The 16,997-nt window shown below is 68.1% G+C and carries 19 protein-coding genes; 3 read left to right on the top strand and 16 right to left on the bottom strand.

What is annotated here, in order from left to right; translation table 11 throughout:
* Positions 1 to 9: 9 nt before the first annotated feature.
* The 9 genes from ACFQ0E_RS10455 to ACFQ0E_RS10415 all read right to left on the bottom strand — a co-directional run bounded on the left by ACFQ0E_RS10455 (position 10) and on the right by ACFQ0E_RS10415 (position 8,279).
* Complete coding sequence (locus tag ACFQ0E_RS10455; protein WP_386823588.1) at positions 10 to 528, bottom strand: hypothetical protein; 519 nt, start codon at positions 526 to 528, stop codon at positions 10 to 12.
* 323 nt (positions 529 to 851) lie between these two features.
* Complete coding sequence (locus tag ACFQ0E_RS10450; protein WP_386823587.1) at positions 852 to 1,349, bottom strand: XVIPCD domain-containing protein; 498 nt, start codon at positions 1,347 to 1,349, stop codon at positions 852 to 854.
* Positions 1,350 to 1,462: 113 nt separating this feature from the next.
* Positions 1,463 to 3,733, bottom strand: coding sequence for a thiamine pyrophosphate-dependent enzyme (locus ACFQ0E_RS10445; protein ID WP_386823586.1), 2,271 nt, complete (start codon positions 3,731 to 3,733; stop codon positions 1,463 to 1,465).
* Positions 3,734 to 3,855: 122 nt separating this feature from the next.
* Positions 3,856 to 4,473, bottom strand: a complete 618-nt coding sequence (locus ACFQ0E_RS10440; RefSeq protein ID WP_386823585.1) for a glutathione S-transferase family protein — start codon at positions 4,471 to 4,473, stop codon at positions 3,856 to 3,858.
* Entirely contained in the window at positions 4,470 to 5,021 is a 552-nt protein-coding gene (locus ACFQ0E_RS10435; protein ID WP_386823584.1) for a GNAT family N-acetyltransferase, read from the bottom strand. Before ACFQ0E_RS10435 ends, ACFQ0E_RS10440 begins: the two co-directional genes overlap by 4 nt.
* On the bottom strand, positions 5,021 to 5,443 hold the full coding sequence (locus ACFQ0E_RS10430) for a hypothetical protein (RefSeq protein WP_386823583.1): 423 nt from the start codon (positions 5,441 to 5,443) through the stop codon (positions 5,021 to 5,023). Before ACFQ0E_RS10430 ends, ACFQ0E_RS10435 begins: the two co-directional genes overlap by 1 nt.
* Positions 5,440 to 6,015: a GNAT family N-acetyltransferase gene (locus tag ACFQ0E_RS10425; protein ID WP_386823582.1), complete on the bottom strand. Its 576-nt coding sequence runs from the start codon at positions 6,013 to 6,015 to the stop codon at positions 5,440 to 5,442. The genes ACFQ0E_RS10430 and ACFQ0E_RS10425 overlap by 4 nt, the downstream gene beginning before the upstream one ends.
* Before the next feature lie 13 nt (positions 6,016 to 6,028).
* Positions 6,029 to 7,192 carry an acyl-CoA dehydrogenase family protein gene (locus ACFQ0E_RS10420; protein ID WP_137851548.1) on the bottom strand — a complete coding sequence of 388 codons (1,164 nt, stop codon included), beginning with the start codon at positions 7,190 to 7,192 and terminating at the stop codon, positions 6,029 to 6,031.
* Between the two features lie 244 nt (positions 7,193 to 7,436).
* On the bottom strand, positions 7,437 to 8,279 hold the full coding sequence (locus ACFQ0E_RS10415) for a glycine zipper 2TM domain-containing protein (RefSeq protein ID WP_386823581.1): 843 nt from the start codon (positions 8,277 to 8,279) through the stop codon (positions 7,437 to 7,439).
* A 222-nt stretch (positions 8,280 to 8,501) separates the two neighbouring features.
* Between ACFQ0E_RS10415 and ACFQ0E_RS10410 the strand changes: the two genes are divergently transcribed.
* The 3 genes from ACFQ0E_RS10410 to ACFQ0E_RS10400 all read left to right on the top strand — a co-directional run bounded on the left by ACFQ0E_RS10410 (position 8,502) and on the right by ACFQ0E_RS10400 (position 11,713).
* Entirely contained in the window at positions 8,502 to 8,747 is a 246-nt protein-coding gene (locus ACFQ0E_RS10410; protein WP_386823580.1) for a DUF6116 family protein, read from the top strand.
* Between the two features lie 40 nt (positions 8,748 to 8,787).
* Positions 8,788 to 9,570 carry a TatD family hydrolase gene (locus tag ACFQ0E_RS10405; RefSeq protein ID WP_386823579.1) on the top strand — a complete coding sequence of 261 codons (783 nt, stop codon included), beginning with the start codon at positions 8,788 to 8,790 and terminating at the stop codon, positions 9,568 to 9,570.
* Between the two features lie 118 nt (positions 9,571 to 9,688).
* Positions 9,689 to 11,713, top strand: coding sequence for a M13-type metalloendopeptidase (locus tag ACFQ0E_RS10400; RefSeq protein WP_386823578.1), 2,025 nt, complete (start codon positions 9,689 to 9,691; stop codon positions 11,711 to 11,713).
* 93 nt (positions 11,714 to 11,806) lie between these two features.
* On the opposite strand, the gene ACFQ0E_RS10395 is transcribed toward ACFQ0E_RS10400, so the two are convergent.
* From ACFQ0E_RS10395 to ACFQ0E_RS10365, 7 genes are all read right to left on the bottom strand, one after another.
* Positions 11,807 to 12,292, bottom strand: coding sequence for a hypothetical protein (locus ACFQ0E_RS10395; protein WP_386823577.1), 486 nt, complete (start codon positions 12,290 to 12,292; stop codon positions 11,807 to 11,809).
* Positions 12,293 to 12,305: 13 nt separating this feature from the next.
* Positions 12,306 to 12,503, bottom strand: coding sequence for a PspC domain-containing protein (locus ACFQ0E_RS10390; RefSeq protein WP_386823576.1), 198 nt, complete (start codon positions 12,501 to 12,503; stop codon positions 12,306 to 12,308).
* Between the two features lie 48 nt (positions 12,504 to 12,551).
* A complete protein-coding gene (locus ACFQ0E_RS10385) occupies positions 12,552 to 12,950 on the bottom strand; it encodes a DUF5329 family protein (protein WP_386823575.1) in 399 nt (132 codons plus the stop codon).
* Positions 12,947 to 14,020 (bottom strand): class III poly(R)-hydroxyalkanoic acid synthase subunit PhaC, encoded by a 1,074-nt coding sequence (locus tag ACFQ0E_RS10380; RefSeq protein ID WP_386823574.1) that lies wholly within the window; start codon positions 14,018 to 14,020, stop codon positions 12,947 to 12,949. Before ACFQ0E_RS10380 ends, ACFQ0E_RS10385 begins: the two co-directional genes overlap by 4 nt.
* A 1-nt stretch (position 14,021) precedes the next feature.
* The gene (gene phaE, locus ACFQ0E_RS10375; RefSeq protein ID WP_386823573.1) at positions 14,022 to 15,245 is read right to left on the bottom strand and encodes a class III poly(R)-hydroxyalkanoic acid synthase subunit PhaE; all 1,224 of its coding nucleotides are present in this window, start codon (positions 15,243 to 15,245) and stop codon (positions 14,022 to 14,024) included.
* A gap of 280 nt (positions 15,246 to 15,525) precedes the next feature.
* Entirely contained in the window at positions 15,526 to 16,143 is a 618-nt protein-coding gene (pssA, locus tag ACFQ0E_RS10370) for a CDP-diacylglycerol--serine O-phosphatidyltransferase (protein ID WP_386823572.1), read from the bottom strand.
* The gene (locus tag ACFQ0E_RS10365) at positions 16,140 to 16,982 is read right to left on the bottom strand and encodes a hypothetical protein (RefSeq protein WP_386823571.1); all 843 of its coding nucleotides are present in this window, start codon (positions 16,980 to 16,982) and stop codon (positions 16,140 to 16,142) included. The genes pssA and ACFQ0E_RS10365 overlap by 4 nt, the downstream gene beginning before the upstream one ends.
* Positions 16,983 to 16,997 lie beyond the last annotated feature (15 nt).

Raw genomic sequence — 16,997 nt, 5'->3', positions numbered from 1 at the left:
CTCCCTGCGTCAGTAGGTACGCGTGAACGCGAGGACGAAATCCTCGGCGAAATTGGTGAACCGGTTGCCCGGGACCCTTGGCGCCTTCAGCGGGATGTGCGCTTTCATGAAGACGTTGATGGTGCGGTCGTCGACTTCCAGGAAGATGTCCGGGTCGGCGATGTAGGCGTTCTCCGGGATGTCGCCCGGCGGCACCTGGAACAGGATCTTCTGCTCGGCGAAGATCCCGCCGATGTCGACCTCGGCACGATGCGCCTCGCCGTCCTTCGAGCGCCAGGTCACCACGGCCGGGGCCGGGAAGTTCTTCACGCCGATGTACGACGCCCCACTCCAGCGCTTGCGATGGTCCGCGCCGGCCGGCGGACGCGTCGCGTCGTCGGCGTCGCGCACGTGGTAGTGGTCGTTGTAGAGGACCTTGCAGCCGGTCGTGGCGTAGCAGTGCGCCTCGAAGTTGTGCGCGTCGAAGCGCAGGTCCGACGCGCCTGCGGTGCGGGCGGTGTCGGCGGGGAATGGAGCGGGCGTGGACATGGCGGACTGGCATCCCATCAGGTTGATCGCGAAAACGGCGCCGAGCAGCGCGACCAGCCGCGTCGCCCGGGTTCCATGGCGTCGATCGCATCGTCGCGATCGCGTGGGGCCGTCGTGCGGACGCCCCCGGGGCAGACTTCGTTCCATGCCGGCCTTCAATGGCGCAATGCGGTGAACCGATGGTACACCGCGATTCCGGGGCCGGACCATACGGACCGGCACGAAGACTGTGACGCAGCCCCGGAAACGACGCGACCCCGCGAGAAGCGGGGTCGTGGGTGATCGGATGCGCGGGCGCGATGCCGACTGTGTCTCGGAATGACTCAGAACAGGCTTCGACTGCCGATCCCCGGCTGTTCGGCCTCCCGGGCCTCGGCATCGCGGGCCTGGGTTTGTACCTGTGCCTGCTGGCGCTCCAGCGACTGCGTGCGCTGCTGCGTCTGCTCGTTGAGCCGGTTGATCTCCTGCAGATTCTGCTCTGCGGGCGCGAGCAGCTGCTGGGTCGGCACGCCGAGGGTGCGGACGGTCGGCTGGGTCGGGTCGCCCTGGTAGGCGATCGCGTACTCCCCGCCCTGCACGCGGCCGTTGCCGCGGCTGAGGACGACGCCATCGATCTCGCCCGGGCCGAGCCGGCTGCGGTCATCGATCGCATCCTGCTTGATCGCGCGCAGCATCGCGGCGGTGGCGCGGTGACTGATGTCGCCCGAAGCGACATCGACGCCGTTCTCGCCGTGCATCCGGTCGACCATGCCCCTCAGGCTCATGTACTGGTCGTAATCCGGGTGCCCGGGGTCGGAGGCGTATCGCGGTTCGTGTGTCATGGCTGGCTCCCTGTCTACTCGTCCTGCCGGAGGCCCGGACGGCGCGTGGATCGCGTGCCGTCCGATGCTACACCGGCATCGCCGCGCGGGTCATCGCCCGGCGGCGCATCCGTTCAGCCCGCCAGCGCGTCGGCCGCGGCGATGATGTCATCGTCCGCCGGGATCACCAGGAACGCGGCGCCGGCCAGCGGGGTAAAGGTGTCCGCACCGACCACGCGACGCAGCGGCGTCGCACCGAAGCCGCCCTCCACGACAGCGGTGATGACGCCCTCGCCCACGCCGGCGCTGCGGCGGCCCTCGTCGACGACGAGGATGCGCTTCGCGCTCGCGGCCTGTTCGCGGATGAAGGCGTCGTTGAGCGGCGCCAGCCAGCGCAGGTCGACCACGCGCACCTTCCAGCCGTGCTTCGCCTCGATCGCGCGTGCCGCACGCAGGCTCATCGGCACGCCGTTGCCGAAGGTGAAGACCACGAGATCATCGCCTTCGCCATAGACGCGGCCCTCGCCCAGCGTCATCGCCTTCTCCGGCGACGGGTATTCGGTGAGCCACAGGCCGTCGCCGGCTTCGTACAGGTCCTTGGTCATGTACAGCGCGATCGGTTCGAGATAAGCGCAGACGCGGCCGTCGACCTTGGCCAGCGCCATCATCGTGCGCAGCATCATCGCTGCGTCGTCGCCGCGCGACGGGCAACCGACCACCAGGCCGGGGATGTCGCGCAGCGCGGTGATCGAGTTGTCGTTGTGGAAATGGCCGCCGAAGCCGCGCTGGTAGCCCAGCGAGGCCACGCGCATCACCATCGGGTTGCGGTACTGGCCGTTGCTGAAGAACTGCAGGCTCGCCGCTTCGCCGCGGATCTGGTCGCAGGCGTTGTGGAAATACGCCAGGTACTGGATCTCCGGCAGCGGCAGCATGCCCATGTTGGCGTAGCCCTGGGCCAGGCCGAGGATCACGGTCTCGTCGAGCAGCGTGTTGAAGATGCGCTTCGGGCCGAACGCCTTGTGCAGGCCCTTGGTCACTGTGTACACGCCGCCCTTCTGCGCGACGTCCTCGCCGAACAGCATCGATTCGGGATACTTGATGAAGAGGTCGTGCAGCGCCATGCCGATCTGGATGGCCAGGTGCTTCGCCGGCTGCTTCTCGGGCAGTTTCGCTTCGCCACCGAAGATCTCGGCGCGCTTGTCGGCGTAGTCGAAACGCTCGGCCTCGGCCTTCACCTTGTCCGGCGTGTACGGCGCGAGCGGGCGCATCACTTCTTCCAGCGTGGTGATGCGCGGACGGCTGTCGGCGTCCTCGGCGGCGTCGAAGCACTTCTTCCGCGTCGCTTCGTAGAGGCCGAGGATCTCGTCCTTCGACATCAGGCCCGACTCCAGAGCGATCTGCGCGCTGCGCAGCAGCGGATCGCTGGCCTCGACGCGGCACAGTTCGTCGATGCTGCGCCATTCGATCTCGAAGTCGGTGCCGGCGTGACCCATGATGCGCGTGGTGCGCAGGTGCAGGAAGGTCGGACGGCGCGTGCGGCGGCAGTGTTCGACCGCCGCCTGCACCTGGCCGTAGCCGTTCGCCAGGTCGAGACCGTCGGCGTAGAAGTAGTCGAGATCGGCGCGGTCGCGGTAGTTGCGCGCGACCCAGCCGTCCGGCGTCTTCACCGAGATGCCGATGCCGTTGTCCTCGCACACGTACAGCACCGGCGCGGGCAGCTTCTGGTAGGCGGTCCACGCAGCGGCATTGAACGCGGTCTGCGCGGTCGCGTGGTTGCTCGACGCGTCGCCGAACGAGCAGATCGCGATGCTGTCGTCGGGGATCGGCAGCGCATGGCCGATGCGGCGCGCATGCTCGATCGCGATCGCGGTGCCCAGCGCCTTCGGCAGGTGCGAGGCGATCGTCGAGGTCTGCGGCAGCACCCACAACGGCTTGCTGCCCCAAACCTTGTGGCGACCGCCGCTGGCCGGGTCTTCCGCGCTGGCCGCGAACGACAGCGCCGAATCCATGATCGGGTCCATCCCAGGCAGCTTGCGGAAGCGCTCGGCCATGAAACCGCCGGAGCGGTAGTGCAGGAAGGCCGGGTCGGTGTGGCGGGTCGCGCGCGCGACCATCGCATTGCCTTCGTGGCCCGACGAACCGATGGTGTAGAAGACCTTGTTCTGCACGCGCAGCACGCGCGCCATCAGGTCGAGGTGGCGACTGATCAACTGCGACTCGAACAGTTCGCGGAAGCCCTGGGCATCCAGCGCGCTGCCATCGAGGATCGCTTCGTGCGCCGCCGGCTTCGGCTGCGCGGCGCCGTCCCAGCCCTTCACGAATTCCTGGAAGTTGACGTCGCAGATCTCGGCGCGGTTCAGGCCCTTCATGCGGGCCGGGATGGGATTGGGAACGGTGGCGAACATGGTCTGTGGCTCTGCGGTGTGTGTGTGTGTAGAGCGGAGCTTGCTCCGCTCGTGCGTGATCGAAGGGTGATTCGAGTGGAGCGGAGCAAGCTCCGCTCTACAAGAAGAGAGGACCGCTGCGTTCAGTCCGTGCGGTCGGCCTCGCGCATCGGCACGAAGCCCGGCTGCGCCTGCACGCGCTTGAGCCAGCGTTCGACGTGCGGATAGCCGCCGAGGTCGAAACCGCCGTCGTCGGCGATGTGCGTGTACGCGAACAGCGCGATGTCGGCGATCGTGTAGCGCTCGCCGCCGAACCACGGCAGGCGCGTCAGGTGGCGTTCCATCGCGGCCAGCGCTTCGTTGCCCGAGGCGGTCAGCGCATCGAGTGATGCGCGGCGCGGATGGTCGGCCGGCAGGAACTTGCGGATGAAGCGCGCGACCGCGATGTAGGGTTCGTGGCTGTACTGCTCGAAGAACATCCACTGCAGGGTCTTGGCGCGCGCCCAGGGATCGGCCGGCAGCAGTTCGCTGCCTTCGGCGAGGTAATGCAGGATCGCGTTCGACTCCGACATCGTGCGACCGTCGTCGAGCTTCATCACCGGCACCTTGCCGCGATCGTTCATCGCCAGGAATTCCGGCGACAGGTTCTCGCCGCGCAGCACGTCGATCTCTTCCCAGGCGTAATCGCGGCCGAGGTTCGCCATCAGCAGCTGCAGCTTGTAGCAGTTGCCGGAATTGGACATGCCGTACAGCGTGATCATGCGCGCGTGCTCCTCCTGACCTGCCAGTCCTCGCGGGATTGTCCCCATACATCCACCACCACATGCTCGTAGGGCGCAGGCATGCCGCTCTGGCGAAGCACCCGCGAACCGAGCCGGCGCGCGAGCGCCTGCGAGGCGGCGTTGTCGGCGTCGATGCAATGGATGACCTCGGTCCAGCCGAGGTGCGCGAAGGCCCAGTCGATGGCCGCAGCCGCGCCTTCGTACGCATAGCCCTTGCCCCAGGCGTCGCGATGCAGTGCCCAGCCGACCTCCGTGCCGGGCCAGCCATCCGGCTGCCACGGACCCAGCTGGCCCAGCCAGAGACCCGACGATTTCTCGATCACCGAGAACATCGCGAAGCCCTGCACCGCCCAGGCGCCCGGCATCTGCAGGAAGCGGCGCCACGCCGCCGGACGCGGCATGTGTCCGCCGATGAACCGGCAGGCCTCTTCGTCGGCGAGCAGTTCGGCGTAGCGTTCGAAATCCTCGATCCGCGGCACGCGCAGGACCAGGCGTTCGGTTTCGATGCGGGGCGTCGTGTCCGACATCACATCACGACCGAGAAATTGAAGCGGGCACCGCGCGCGGCGGCGTCTTCCGCAAACGCGAAAGCTTCGCGCAGCTCGGCGAGCACCGCATCGCAGTCGTTGCGCAGCAGGCCGAAGCGCGGGCGTTTCGTTTCGATCGTCGCGATCAGCGCGGCCAGGCCGCGCATGGCCACGTCGGCCTCGACCCATACGCCGTCGCGCGCCATCCACTCGCTGGTCGACGACATGCCCGCCGGCAGCTCGATGTCCTCGACATTGAAGCGCAGGTCGGTCGAATCGCACCAGGACGACAGCGGTGCAAGACCTGCAGCCTTCGCGAGTTTGTCCAGCTGCGACAGATGCCGATGCAGCGCGTACTTGTCGGACTCGTCGGACGTGACCTGGCCGTCTTCCAGCCGGTTGGCCCACAGCACGGTGCTCATGCGATCTCCCGCCCGGCGGACATGCGCGGCCGTGCGCGCCATTCGTCGCGCGTCTGGCCCCAAACTTCCACCGGCATCTCGTGGAAGGGTTCCGGCAACCGGCCCATGTGCAGGAAGCGCGAGCCCAGTCGGCGCGCGACGGCCTTCGACGCTTCGTTCTCGGGCGCGATGGTGTGGATGATCGCGTCCCAGCCCAGCACGTCGACGGCCCAGTCCATCGCGGCGCCAGCCGCTTCCACGGCATAGCCGCGACCGCAGGCATCGCGCACGAGGCTCCAGCCGACTTCGGTGCCCGGCCAGCCATGCGGCGACCACGGACCGACGCGACCGATCCAGCGTCCGCTGGACTTCTCGATCACCGAGAACATCGCGAAGCCTTCGGATGCCCACATGCCGATCATCGCCATCAGGCTGCGCCAGACCACCGGCGGCGGCTGCGCGCCACCGATGTGACGCACGTGTTCGGCGTCGGACATCATGTCGGCCCACGCCTCGAAATCCTCGCGCCCCGGGGGGCGGAGGATCAGTCGTCCGGTGTCGATCCGGGTGTCGAGACGGGGGCCGAAGCTCATGGCGCGGCCCGGATCAGAACGCGTTGATGCCCGTCAGCTCGCGGCCGATCACCAGCTGGTGCACGGTTTCCGTGCCCTCGTAGGTGATGACCGATTCGAGGTTCAGCGCGTGGCGGATCGGGGAATGCTCGGTGGTGATGCCGGCGCCGCCGAGCAGGTCGCGCGCCTCGCGGGCGATGTCGATCGCCATGCGTACGTTGTTCCACTTGGCGAGCGACACCTGCGCCGGCTGCATCGTGCCGGCGTCCTTCAGGCGGCCCAGCTGCAGGGACAGCAGCTGCGCCAGGGTGATGCGGCGGGCCATGTCGGCCAGCTTCAGCTGCGCGGCTTGGTTGGCCGACACCGGGCGGCCGAACAGGATCCGCTCGCCGCTGTACTTCAGGGCTTCGTCGAGGCAGGCGATGGCGGCGCCGATCGGGCCCCAGGTGATGCCGTAGCGGGCCTGCGTCAGGCAACCCAGCGGACCCTTCAGGCCCTTCACGTTCGGCAGGCGGTTCGCCTCCGGCACGCGCACGTTGTCGAAGAACAGCGCGCTGGTGACCGACGCGCGCAGGCTCATCTTGTGCTTGATTTCCTGGGCGGTGAAGCCCGGCATGCCCTTCTCGACGAGGAAGCCCTGGATGCCCTCGTCGGTCATCGCCCAGACGATCGCGACGTCGGCGAGGTTGCCGTTGGTGATCCACATCTTCGAACCATTGATGACCCAGTCGCCGCCATCGCGCTTGGCATTGGTCTTCATGTTCGCCGGGTCGGAACCGCCGTGCGGCTCGGTCAGGCCGAAGCAGCCGATGAGCTCGCCCTTGGCCATGCCCGGCAGCCAGCGCATGCGCTGCTCTTCGCTGCCGTAGGCATAGATCGGATACATGCACAGCGAGCTCTGCACGCTGACGAAGCTGCGGATGCCCGAGTCGCCGCGTTCCAGTTCCTGACAGATCAGACCGTAGCTGACCGCGTTGAGGCCGGCACAGCCGTACTTCTCGGGCAGCGAGGAGCCGAGCAGGCCCATCTCGGCGATTTCGGGGACCAGTTCGCGCGGGAAACGGCCTTCGTCGAAGGCCTTGCCGATGATCGGCAGCACGCGCTCATCGGTGAACCGGGCGACGGTGTCCTGCACCGCGCGCTCTTCTTCGCTGAGCATGGAACGGACGTCGTAGAGATCGTAGGGATGCAGGGCCATGGCTTCGTGGTCGTTTCGGGCAAAGCGTCATTGTAAGGTCGCATCCTGCACAGACGATACCTGCAAAGCGACAAAGCCGATCCGGCAAAACGCCGATTTCCAGCCCAAAGCGTGCGATTCCGCCAGCCTGCCGGACAGCCCCCGGACGTGGAGGCCAACGCACCTCCGAACGCAGGACGGGGCCGGCTCGCGCCGGCCCCGTCGGGGTGGATTGCAGCGCCCCGCGACCGGGGCATGAAGGGGGTCAGGAGCGGGAGTCGGCGTCGCCCGCGGCTCGGGTCATGACCATGCCGTCGACCACCGGCAGACGCTGGCCCGGCCGTTCGTCCAGCCGTACCCAGCCTTCCTCGCCCTGGTAGCGGTAGGTCACGTCGTAACCGACCACGACCTTGTCGGTGCCGACCGGAATGCGCTCGCCCGGCTTGCGCTCGGTGCGCATGCGCTCGGTGGCGCCCTCGGGCGTGCGGTAGGTCACTTCCCAGGCCACCGTCTTCGTCCGGCTTGTCGGCTCCGACACCGTGCGGCACTGGCGCTCGGTGCGATCCACGACCTGCCCACCTTCGTGGCGACGATCGATGCGGTTGCCGATGTAGCCGCCGGCGACGGCACCCGCTGCGGTCGCGGCCTTTCGGCCGTTGCCGTCGCCGACCTGGTTGCCGACCAGGCCACCGATCAGCGCACCGGCCACGGTCCCGCCGACGTTGCGATCGCGCTCCGGCAGGCGTTCCTGCACGACCACGTCCTCGCAGACTTCACGGCTCGCGGTGGACGAGACGGTCTCGGTGATCGGCGCCGTGCCGATCACGGTGGCGTAGCGTTGCTCGCTGCGGGTCACCGGAACCACCGAGGTCACTTCGGCGTATTCCAGGCGCGGCTCCGGAATATCGCTGGCTGCGCGGCCACCATCGACAGTGTCGTCGTACTGCTGTGCGGCATCGGTGGCATCGGACATGGCCCTCGTCGGCGCGTCGGTGTCGCGATTGCCCATGTAGGCTGCGACGGCGATGCCGCCGACCAGCAGCGAGCCGATGGCCACGGCAAGGAGTTGCCTGTTCAGTGCAGGCGTCTTGGATGCAGGCGTGTTCATGCGTTGTTTCCTCCGCTTGCGGCGTGGGCATGCTGCCCGCCGGGACGCTGGGGATTGCAGCACCGCGCGACTGAACGAAACCCGCCCCGGGACGTGAACGCCTCGTTGCCGTTCAGGCTCGCATCGCTGATGCCGCGAGTCGAAAAACGCTTGCAACGCGCCCCCGGCGCCTCCATCCCCGTGATAGCGTTCGCACAGCCCCCGTGTTCCGGAATCGTCGCCATGGCCAACCCGCTCGTCGCACCGATCCTCGGCTTCCTCAGCCGCCTCAGCTTTCCGCGCCTGTTCCTGCTCGCCGCTTCGCTGTGGGCCGTGGACATGGTGATCCCGGATTTCATTCCCTTCATCGACGAGCTGCTGCTCGGCATCGGCACCCTGCTGCTCGCCAGTTTCCGCAAGCGCAAGGCGCCGGAGGTGAAGGATGTGAAGGACGCGCCGCGACCCGGCGACGTACCGCGGATCGGTTGATCGGACGCATTGACCGGCTCACCGTGATCGCGTGCCGCGCATGCTGATCGACAGCCACTCGCATTTCGACGCGCCGGAATTCGATGCCGATCGCGACGCCGCGCTCACGCGTGCGCGCGACGCCGGGGTAACGCGGCAGATCGTGCCGGCGGTCGCTGCGGCAGGCTGGGACAAGCTCCGCGCGACCTGCATGCCCGGCTCCGGCCTGCATCCGGCCTATGGGCTGCACCCGATGTATCTGGACGAACACCGCGACGAACACCTGCCGCTGCTGCGCGCATGGATCGAACGCGAGCGCCCGGTGGCGGTGGGCGAATGCGGCCTCGACTTCTTCGTCGAAGGACTCGATCCGCAGCGGCAGGCGTTCTTTTTCGACGGCCAGCTGCGCCTGGCGCGCGATTTCGAGCTGCCGGTGATCGTGCACGCGCGTCGCGCCGTCGACGCCGTGCTTGCGGCGATCCGTCGCTTCGGCCCGCTGCGTGGCGTGGTCCACAGCTTTTCCGGCAGCGCGGACCAGGCGAAACGCCTGTTCGACCACGGCTTCCTGATCGGACTCGGCGGCCCGGTGACCTACGAGCGCGCGAACCGGCTGCGCACGCTCGCGCGCGAGCTGCCGCTGGAATGCCTGCTGCTCGAAACCGATGCCCCGGACCAGCCGGATTCGGGTATTCGCGGCCAGCGCAACGAACCGGCGCGCCTGCCGGTGGTGCGCGACTGCATCGCCGCGCTGCGCGGGATCGCGCCCGATGCGCTCGCGCATGCGACCACCATCAATGCGGAACGCCTGTTCCGGCTGTCGCAGCCCGTCGCGGACTGGCGCTGAGGCGCGAAATCGCTGCGCGCGTCGCAACCGGACGTGATCGGCATCACGCCGCAGGACTTCGGCGACGGAACCGAGTTGCTACACTGCCCCGGCCTTTCCCCATGGATCCGACGCCGCGATGTCGAAACCGCACGCACTGCGCCCCGCCGCCCTCGCCCTCTGCCTCGTTGTCGCCATCGCCGCACCGCACGCGGATGCGGCGAAGAAGCGCAAGCCCACCAAGCCCGCACCGAAACCGGTCGCCGCGCTCAGCGCCTGCGCCGACCTCTACGGCGCCACGAACGCGGACTGGTTGAAGGCGAACCCGGTGCCGGCCAGCGGCAGCGCCAGCGCGCTGGGCGAGCTGGCGACGCAGGCGCGCGACCAGCAGCGCGCGCTCCTGGAGGCCGCAGCGAAGTCGCCGCAGGGCCAGGTGCAGAAGCTGCTCGGCGATTTCTGGGCCAGCGGCATGGACGAAGCGGCGGTGGAACGCGACGGTGCCACGCCGATCGCACCGCTGCTCGCACGCATCGATGCTATCAAGAAAGCGCAGGAAATCGCGCCGGCGATCGCCGCGCTGCACCAGATCGGCATTCCGGTGGTCTTCAATTTCACCGCCGACATCGACCTGAAGAACCTCGATACCTACATGGGCTATTTCGCCCAGGGCGGCCTCGGCCTGCCGGATGCGAGCTTCTACACGCGCAGCGATGCCGATGCGCGCAACCTGCTGGGCCGCTACAACGGCTACGTGCAGAAGATCATGGTGCTGACCGGCACCCCCGCAGCGAACGCCGCAGCCGACGCCGCGCTGGTGATCGACCTGGAAACCCGCATCGCACGCGCCTCCAAGGCACGCGCAGACCTGGTGCGACTGCGCAGCAACTACAACCCGGTGCCGACCAAGGACTTCACGAAGAAATACCGGAACCTGCAGCTCGCGGCCTTCCTCAAGGCGCAGGGCGTGACCGCCGAGCAGGTGTCGATGGCCGATCCGGCGCTCTTCGCTCAGCTCGACAAGCTGACGACCAGCCTCAAGCCAGCGCAGTGGAAAGCCTACCTGCGCTTCCAGGTCGGCAACGCGATGGCACCCTACCTCAGCAAGAACTGGCGCGACGCCGACCACGAATTCCGCGGCCGACTGCTGCGCGGCGAGATGGATCCGGCACCGCGCACGCAGCAGGTGCTCGATGCGATCAATGCGTCGGCTGGCGGCATGATGGCGCACGCCTACACCGAGCGTTACCTGACGCAGGACGCCGCCGATCGCGCGGCGACGATCAGCCGCCACGTGCGCGAAGCACTGGAAGCCTCGATCGCCTCGAACACCTGGATGGACGACGCGACGCGCGCGGAAGCCGTGGCCAAGCTGCAGAAGCTGAAGATCGAGATCGGCAAGCCGCGCTCGGACCTGGATTTCTCGGTCCAGCCGATGGGTCGCGGCAGCTTCGGCAGCAACATCCTGATCGCGTCGACCTGGCACCACCGCGAGGAAATGAAGCGCATCGGACGTCCGAACGCCGATCGCCGCTGGGACGTACTGCCGCAGTTCCCGGCACTGAGCTACGACCTCGCGCACAACCGGCTGTTCGTCACTGCCGCCGTGCTGCAGGCTCCGGTCCTGGACCTCAAGCAGCCGCTGGCCGCGCAGTACGGCAGCTTCGGCGCGCTGGTCGGCCACGAGCTGTCGCGTGTCGCCGACACCAAGGGTCGCTACGTCGATGCCGGCGGCAACCTGCGCGACTGGTGGTCGCCAACGACGACGAGCGCCTGGCAGGGCCGCATCGCGCCGCTGCAGGGCGTGTACGCCCGCTTCGCCTACCCCGGCAAGCCGGACCTGAAGATCGACGGTGCGCGCACGCTCGGCGAGAACGCCGCCGACCTCGCCGGCCTCGAACTGGCGTGGACCGCGTACGCGCGCCAGGAACCGCAGGCCGCCGACAACGCGCAGCAGGCCTTCTTCCGCGGCTGGGCACGCCTGTGGGCGCAGCAGCTGTCCAGCGATGCCACCGCCACCCATGCGCAGGCCTCGCCCTATGCCCCGGGCCAGTGGCGCGCGAACGCACCGGCGATGCAGTTGCCCGCCTTCGCCAAGGCCTTCAGCTGCAAGGCAGGCAATGCACTGTTCGTCGCCGACGGTGAACGGGTGTCGATCTGGCGTTGAGTCGACGTTCGTGCGGGGTCAGGTCGAGGCCTCAGTAACGGGGTCAGGTTCACTTTGTCCGAAGTGAACCTGACCCCGTTACTGGCGACCACGTTACTGCCCTGCGCGCTGCGCCTGCAGCGATTTCATTGAATTCACCTTGAGCCACGGCCACCAGTCTCGCCCGGTCATCGCGTAGCGATCGGCGGCGCGTTCGAAGGGATTGCGCACGCTGACGCCGCCGAAGGCGAGGTACAGCGGCAGGAAGAACGGGCCGAGGGCCATGTACTGGAAGACATGGGCGCGCTCGTGGTCGCCGATGCGCGTCATCGGGTCTTCGCACAGGCCGGCGCGGGTGGCGTAGGTGCGGCAGCGACCGTCGAGATCGGCGTGGGTGTTGAGGATCACGTTGCCGAAGGTGATCGCGCCGCCGGGGCCCCAGGGCAGGCGGTTGAACACCAGCGCGCAGTCGCGCGGATCGAAACGTGGCTTCGCGCCGAAGCACATCGCGGCCAGGCCGGCGGAGACGCCGACCGCCGTGTTCGGCAGGGTCCAGAGCACGCCCAGCGTGCGCAGCGCGAACAGCCCGGCGCGATTCATTGCGCGTCCCGACTCACGGCTCTTCCGGCATCAGCAGCCAGAGCGCGAGGTAGACGAGGATGCCGGGGAATGCCGCCGACAGTGCGGAACCGAGGACATAGACGACGCGCAGCAGGGTCGAATTCCAGCCGAAGCGGGCGGCGATGCCGCCGACCACGCCGACCAGTACGCGGTCGTTGCGGCTGCGGGCGAGCGTGGAAGTTCCGGACATGCGCACCTCAGTGTGTGATCGCGGGGGCGATGCCTGCATTGCAGTCGATCAGCGCGCGGCCCGCAAGTCCCGCAGCTGGCGGTTGAACCATGCCGAAGCCGGTTCGACCGCCTTGCCCGGGCAACGCACGTGGTAGGCGCGACCGCTGGTGCTGCTGCGGCTGGCGGCGCGTTCGATGAACGACTCCGCGCTGCCGTTCGGATCGCGGCGGCGCAGGTAGTCGTACTTGCGACCGAGGTGCGTGCGCGCCCGCGCGCCGTCGTACCACTCGCCGTTGCGCTCGAACGCGCAGCCGGAGCGACCCAGCGCGTCGATCAGGCCCTGGATCTCGCGCTGCGCCGTGGCGGCATCGGCCGGTTTCGCGACCGGCTTCGCGACGGGGCTGGCCGCCTGCACCGACAGCGCAACGGTGCAGGCGAGCAGAGCAGTGATGAGCCGACGCATCATGCCGAGCGCTTCGTCAGCCAGTCGTGGATCGCCGCCGGCACTTCCTTCTGTGCGCGCCCGGACACGTAGATGCCGATGTGGCCGCCACGGAAGGAGATTTCGGAGTAGTCGTTGCTGCCGACCAGTCCCTTCATCGGCTTCGACGCCGACGGCGGCACCAGATGGTCCTGCTCCGCGTAGATGTTCAGCACCGGCATGTCGACGAAGCCGAGATCCACTTCGCGCTCGCCGATGACGATGCCGCCGTTCACGAAACCGTTGCCCTGGTAGTACTGCTTGATGAACTGGCGGAAGGCTTCGCCGGCCTGGTCGGGCGAGTCGAAGATCCACTTCTCCATGCGCAGGAAATCCTCCATCGCCTTCCTGTCGTCGAGGATGTCGACCATGCCCACGTACTTCTGCACGAACAGCCGGTAGGGCTTGAGCGTGAGGTAGCACAGGTTCATCAGGTCGGCCGGCACGTTGCCGAGCGTGTCGACGAACTGGTCGATGTCGAGGTCCTGGATCCAGTTCGACAGCATGTTGTCGTCGGTGTGGAAATCCACCGGCGTGACCATGGTGATCAGGTTGCGGACCTTGTCCGGATGCAGCGAACTGTAGGTCAGCGAGAACGCGCCGCCCTGGCAGATGCCGAGCAGGTTGATGCGGTCCTGGCCCGTGGTTTCGCGGAGATGGTCCACGGCGCCGTCGATGAAGCGCTCGATGTAATCCTCCAGGGTGAGGAAGCGATCGGAGCGGTCGGTGTAGCCCCAGTCGATGAGGTACACGTCCTGGCCCAGCGCCAGCAGGTTCTTCACCAGCGAGCGGTCGTCCTGCAGGTCGACCATGTACGGGCGGTTGACCAGCGCGTAGCAAATCAGCAGCGGCACCTTCGCGGTGTGTGCCTTCTCGCCGCGGAAGCGATACAGCACGACCTTGCCGTCGCGCCAGACTTCTTCCTTGGCGGTGACGCCGTAGTGCACGTCGTCCAGTTCGCGCAGCGTGGCGAGGCCCGCGCCGAGCTTCTGCTGCATGGTGGCCGCTTCCTCGGCCAGCTTGTCGGGGGTCACGTCGAATGGCGTGTTGTACATATCAGCGGGCCCTCTTCGTGGTCTTGGCCGAGGTCTTCGCGGTCGCGATCGGCTTCAGCGGTTCCGGCAGCGGGATCGAAGCGATCGCCGGCTTCGGCGCGCGCTTGGCGGCGGCGCGGACCGGCTTCGCCTTCGCTGCTGCGGCCTTTGCCGCCTTGGCTGCCTTCCTAGGCGCAGGGCTTGCCTTGGGTTTCGCGGCCGGCTTCGCAGGCGATTTCACGGCGACGTCGACCTTCGGAACGCCTGGCACCGCGACCGGCTTCTGCGGTGCCTGCTTCGAGGGGGCGGGCTTCGCCTGGGCCTGCGGTGCGGCGGTGCGCAGGCGACGCACCTGGCGTTCGAGTTCGGCGATGCGACGATGCGCGGCGTCCACCTCGGTGCGGCCAGGCATCCCGAACAGATCGCAGAACAGCTCCACTTCGCGCTGGATGCCGGCGCGGACCTTCATCTGCGCGTTCACCAGTTCGCCGTACAGGCGGCGGAATTCGTGCGACAGCGCGACCTCGGCGTAGGCCTCCTCGGCCGCATCGATCCACAGGTCGAACAGCGCGCGCGCCGACTTCAGCTGGCGGCCGGGTTCGCTGCGCTCGGCGAGCTTGCGCTCGAAGCGCACGAACGCGTCCTGGCCGATGGCGAGCATGCGCTGGTTGTAGGCGTCGTTCTTTTCCTGCAGCTCGATCTGCGCCGCGACCAGCGCCTGCAGGCGCTCCTGGTGTTCGCGGTTCATGCCGAAGGCCGGCATGCGCAGCAGGCCCAGGCCTTCCTGGCGCAGTCCGCCCATCAGCATGCCGCCGAGCATCGCGTTGAGGATCGGTGCGGCCTGCGCATGCCACTGGTCGAAGCCCGCCTGACCGCGACCGGCCATGCCCTCGAACAGCGCGGCGAAGGGGTTGCCGCCCTGCCCGCCCATGGCCTGCTTCCAGGCGCCGGCGATGTCGGCCGGCGAGGCGTCGCGACCGGCAAACTGGCCGGCGACCTGCTGCATCATGCCCAGCCACTGCCGGGCCTGGGCGGAAAAGCGTTCGACCATGTCGGCGGCAGCGTCGCGGCGACCGACACCGGCCATGCGGCTCCATGTCTCGAAAGCGGCCTGCCACGGGTCCTGCGGCGGCTGCGGCTGGCCCGAGAAAGCGCGCATGGCATCACCGAAGGCATTCATCCATTGCCTGGCCATCGCATCCGCGTCGCCCGGCATCCCGAAACCCGCACCACCTGCAGTCCGCATCGCATCGCTCCAGATCAGGAGCCGACATGATAGCAACGGCGGATGACGGTCTCCGTCGGCGGCGTGAGGCATGCAATCCGCAGAGGCAAAGCCAGCCCGGCATGCGCGCACGAAACCCATCCCCACCCAACCCTCCCCTTGAAGGGGAGGGAGACAAGCGCGGCGCTTTGAAAGCCCTCCCCTTCAAGGGGAGGGTTGGGTGGGGATGGGTTTGATCATGGATTTCGTCCAAGTGATGGACAGCGCCCGGCCCAGAACCCGCGAATTCAGACTTGTCGGCTCACCACTTCGGGATGCGCAGGGTCTTGCTGATCATCAGCGAGCCGGACAGGGCGTACATCAGCACCATCGGATGCAGGACCCAGGGGCCGAGCCGGTGGGCGCCGAACCAGAAGTTGCCGCCGATGCGGCCGGCGTCGGCGGCGATCACCAGCACCACCACCAGCGCCAGGCTGGTGGGGATCGGCGTGCCCTCGAAATGCTTGACCTTGTCGCCATCGCCCGAGAGCTGCTCGGCGGTGACGTTGAAGCGCGCCAGGCGGCTGACGCCGCAGCAGACGAAGTAGCCCAGCACCAGCCAGTCCCAGCCGCCCTGCAGCCCCGCGGCGAAGCCCAGAGCAGCCGGGGCCACGCCGAAGGAGATCACGTCGGCCAGCGAATCGAGTTCCCGGCCCAGCGTCGACGAGGACTGCCGCCAGCGCGCCACGCGGCCGTCCAGGGCGTCGAACACGAAGGCCAGCGGCACCAGCGCGCAGCCCAGCAGCAGCAGGCGGATGTCCTGCGAGGTGGCGTACAGCATCGCGAGGAACACCGCGCTGACGCCGCAGAAGGCGTTGGCCAGGGTCAGCCAGTCGGCCAGGTGGAAGTCGCGCAGCATGGAGAAGTGGCGTTGTTTCATCGGCGATCCTCGCCCGCATCCCGGGCCCTCATGCGCTGATCGTACTCGCGACGGTTGCGCGCCGTCTGCAGCAGGCCCTGCGGATCGCTGGCGTGGCGGCGCACCTGCTGCACGAAATACCGCGCCAGCGCGGCCGGCAACGGATGATCCTCGGCGATGTCGCGCCGCGCATACGGGAAGACCTTCGGCTGCGTCCACGGATCGAAGCCGCGCGTGCCCAGGCTCTGCGCGCCGTCGAGGAAGATCTGCGAGGTCGGCACCACGATCCGAACCTCGGCTGGCATGTTGCCGGACCCGGCAGGCGCGGGCTGGATGGTCCAGACCGCGACCGTATGGGTGCTGGTCGGCCAGAACAGGCCGACGCGCGAACGCGACGACAGGCCCATGCCGTGCGCGACCACGGCGAACAGCGCCGACAGTTCGTCGCACTCGGCGATGGCCGTCGACGGCGGCAACGCGCCATCGGCAGGCAGCACGAGCGCATCCCATTGCGCCCAGATCCGGTCCGACTGCGGCAACTGGTCGGTGACCCGCCACTGCAGGCCCCACAGGCCGCCGGCACGCGTCGCTTCGAAGGCGATGCGGACGCGCAGGTAGTCGGGAAAGAGCGTGCTGTCGTCGGGCAGGCCGTGCGCCTGTATCAGGCGCTGGTACTCGTCACGGACAAGCTGCGAGGTCGACAGGCGATCGGCTTCGCGAGACAGCGCCGCGAACAGATCGCGTACCGGGACTTTCTCGCGGTCGGGAAAAGGGTCGAAGGCGGCAGGCGCCGCAGGTCGTGCGGCGACAGCGGCGGCAGTCGCCACCGGCAGCGTCGTCCCCGCATCGCCATCGCGCATGCAGCCCGCGAGCAA

Source organism: Lysobacter brunescens (assembly GCF_042677005.1).
Taxonomy (GTDB): Bacteria; Pseudomonadota; Gammaproteobacteria; order Xanthomonadales; family Xanthomonadaceae; genus Lysobacter_I; species Lysobacter_I brunescens.
Note: the sequence above shows the minus strand (reverse complement) of the source record. Positions and strands in the feature narration are given on the sequence as shown.

What these genes read in the sequence shown, in the direction of transcription:
- ACFQ0E_RS10455 (WP_386823588.1), bottom strand. Translation starts at nt 528, where the DNA reads ATGTCCACGCCCGCTCCATTCCCCGCCGACACCGCCCGCACCGCAGGC.
- ACFQ0E_RS10450 (WP_386823587.1), bottom strand. Translation starts at nt 1,349, where the DNA reads ATGACACACGAACCGCGATACGCCTCCGACCCCGGGCACCCGGATTAC.
- ACFQ0E_RS10445 (WP_386823586.1), bottom strand. Translation starts at nt 3,733, where the DNA reads ATGTTCGCCACCGTTCCCAATCCCATCCCGGCCCGCATGAAGGGCCTG.
- ACFQ0E_RS10440 (WP_386823585.1), bottom strand. Translation starts at nt 4,473, where the DNA reads ATGATCACGCTGTACGGCATGTCCAATTCCGGCAACTGCTACAAGCTG.
- ACFQ0E_RS10435 (WP_386823584.1), bottom strand. Translation starts at nt 5,021, where the DNA reads ATGTCGGACACGACGCCCCGCATCGAAACCGAACGCCTGGTCCTGCGC.
- ACFQ0E_RS10430 (WP_386823583.1), bottom strand. Translation starts at nt 5,443, where the DNA reads ATGAGCACCGTGCTGTGGGCCAACCGGCTGGAAGACGGCCAGGTCACG.
- ACFQ0E_RS10425 (WP_386823582.1), bottom strand. Translation starts at nt 6,015, where the DNA reads ATGAGCTTCGGCCCCCGTCTCGACACCCGGATCGACACCGGACGACTG.
- ACFQ0E_RS10420 (WP_137851548.1), bottom strand. Translation starts at nt 7,192, where the DNA reads ATGGCCCTGCATCCCTACGATCTCTACGACGTCCGTTCCATGCTCAGC.
- ACFQ0E_RS10415 (WP_386823581.1), bottom strand. Translation starts at nt 8,279, where the DNA reads ATGAACACGCCTGCATCCAAGACGCCTGCACTGAACAGGCAACTCCTT.
- ACFQ0E_RS10410 (WP_386823580.1), top strand. Translation starts at nt 8,502, where the DNA reads ATGGCCAACCCGCTCGTCGCACCGATCCTCGGCTTCCTCAGCCGCCTC.
- ACFQ0E_RS10405 (WP_386823579.1), top strand. Translation starts at nt 8,788, where the DNA reads ATGCTGATCGACAGCCACTCGCATTTCGACGCGCCGGAATTCGATGCC.
- ACFQ0E_RS10400 (WP_386823578.1), top strand. Translation starts at nt 9,689, where the DNA reads ATGTCGAAACCGCACGCACTGCGCCCCGCCGCCCTCGCCCTCTGCCTC.
- ACFQ0E_RS10395 (WP_386823577.1), bottom strand. Translation starts at nt 12,292, where the DNA reads ATGAATCGCGCCGGGCTGTTCGCGCTGCGCACGCTGGGCGTGCTCTGG.
- ACFQ0E_RS10390 (WP_386823576.1), bottom strand. Translation starts at nt 12,503, where the DNA reads ATGTCCGGAACTTCCACGCTCGCCCGCAGCCGCAACGACCGCGTACTG.
- ACFQ0E_RS10385 (WP_386823575.1), bottom strand. Translation starts at nt 12,950, where the DNA reads ATGATGCGTCGGCTCATCACTGCTCTGCTCGCCTGCACCGTTGCGCTG.
- ACFQ0E_RS10380 (WP_386823574.1), bottom strand. Translation starts at nt 14,020, where the DNA reads ATGTACAACACGCCATTCGACGTGACCCCCGACAAGCTGGCCGAGGAA.
- phaE (WP_386823573.1), bottom strand. Translation starts at nt 15,245, where the DNA reads ATGCGGACTGCAGGTGGTGCGGGTTTCGGGATGCCGGGCGACGCGGAT.
- pssA (WP_386823572.1), bottom strand. Translation starts at nt 16,143, where the DNA reads ATGAAACAACGCCACTTCTCCATGCTGCGCGACTTCCACCTGGCCGAC.
- ACFQ0E_RS10365 (WP_386823571.1), bottom strand. Translation starts at nt 16,982, where the DNA reads ATGCGCGATGGCGATGCGGGGACGACGCTGCCGGTGGCGACTGCCGCC.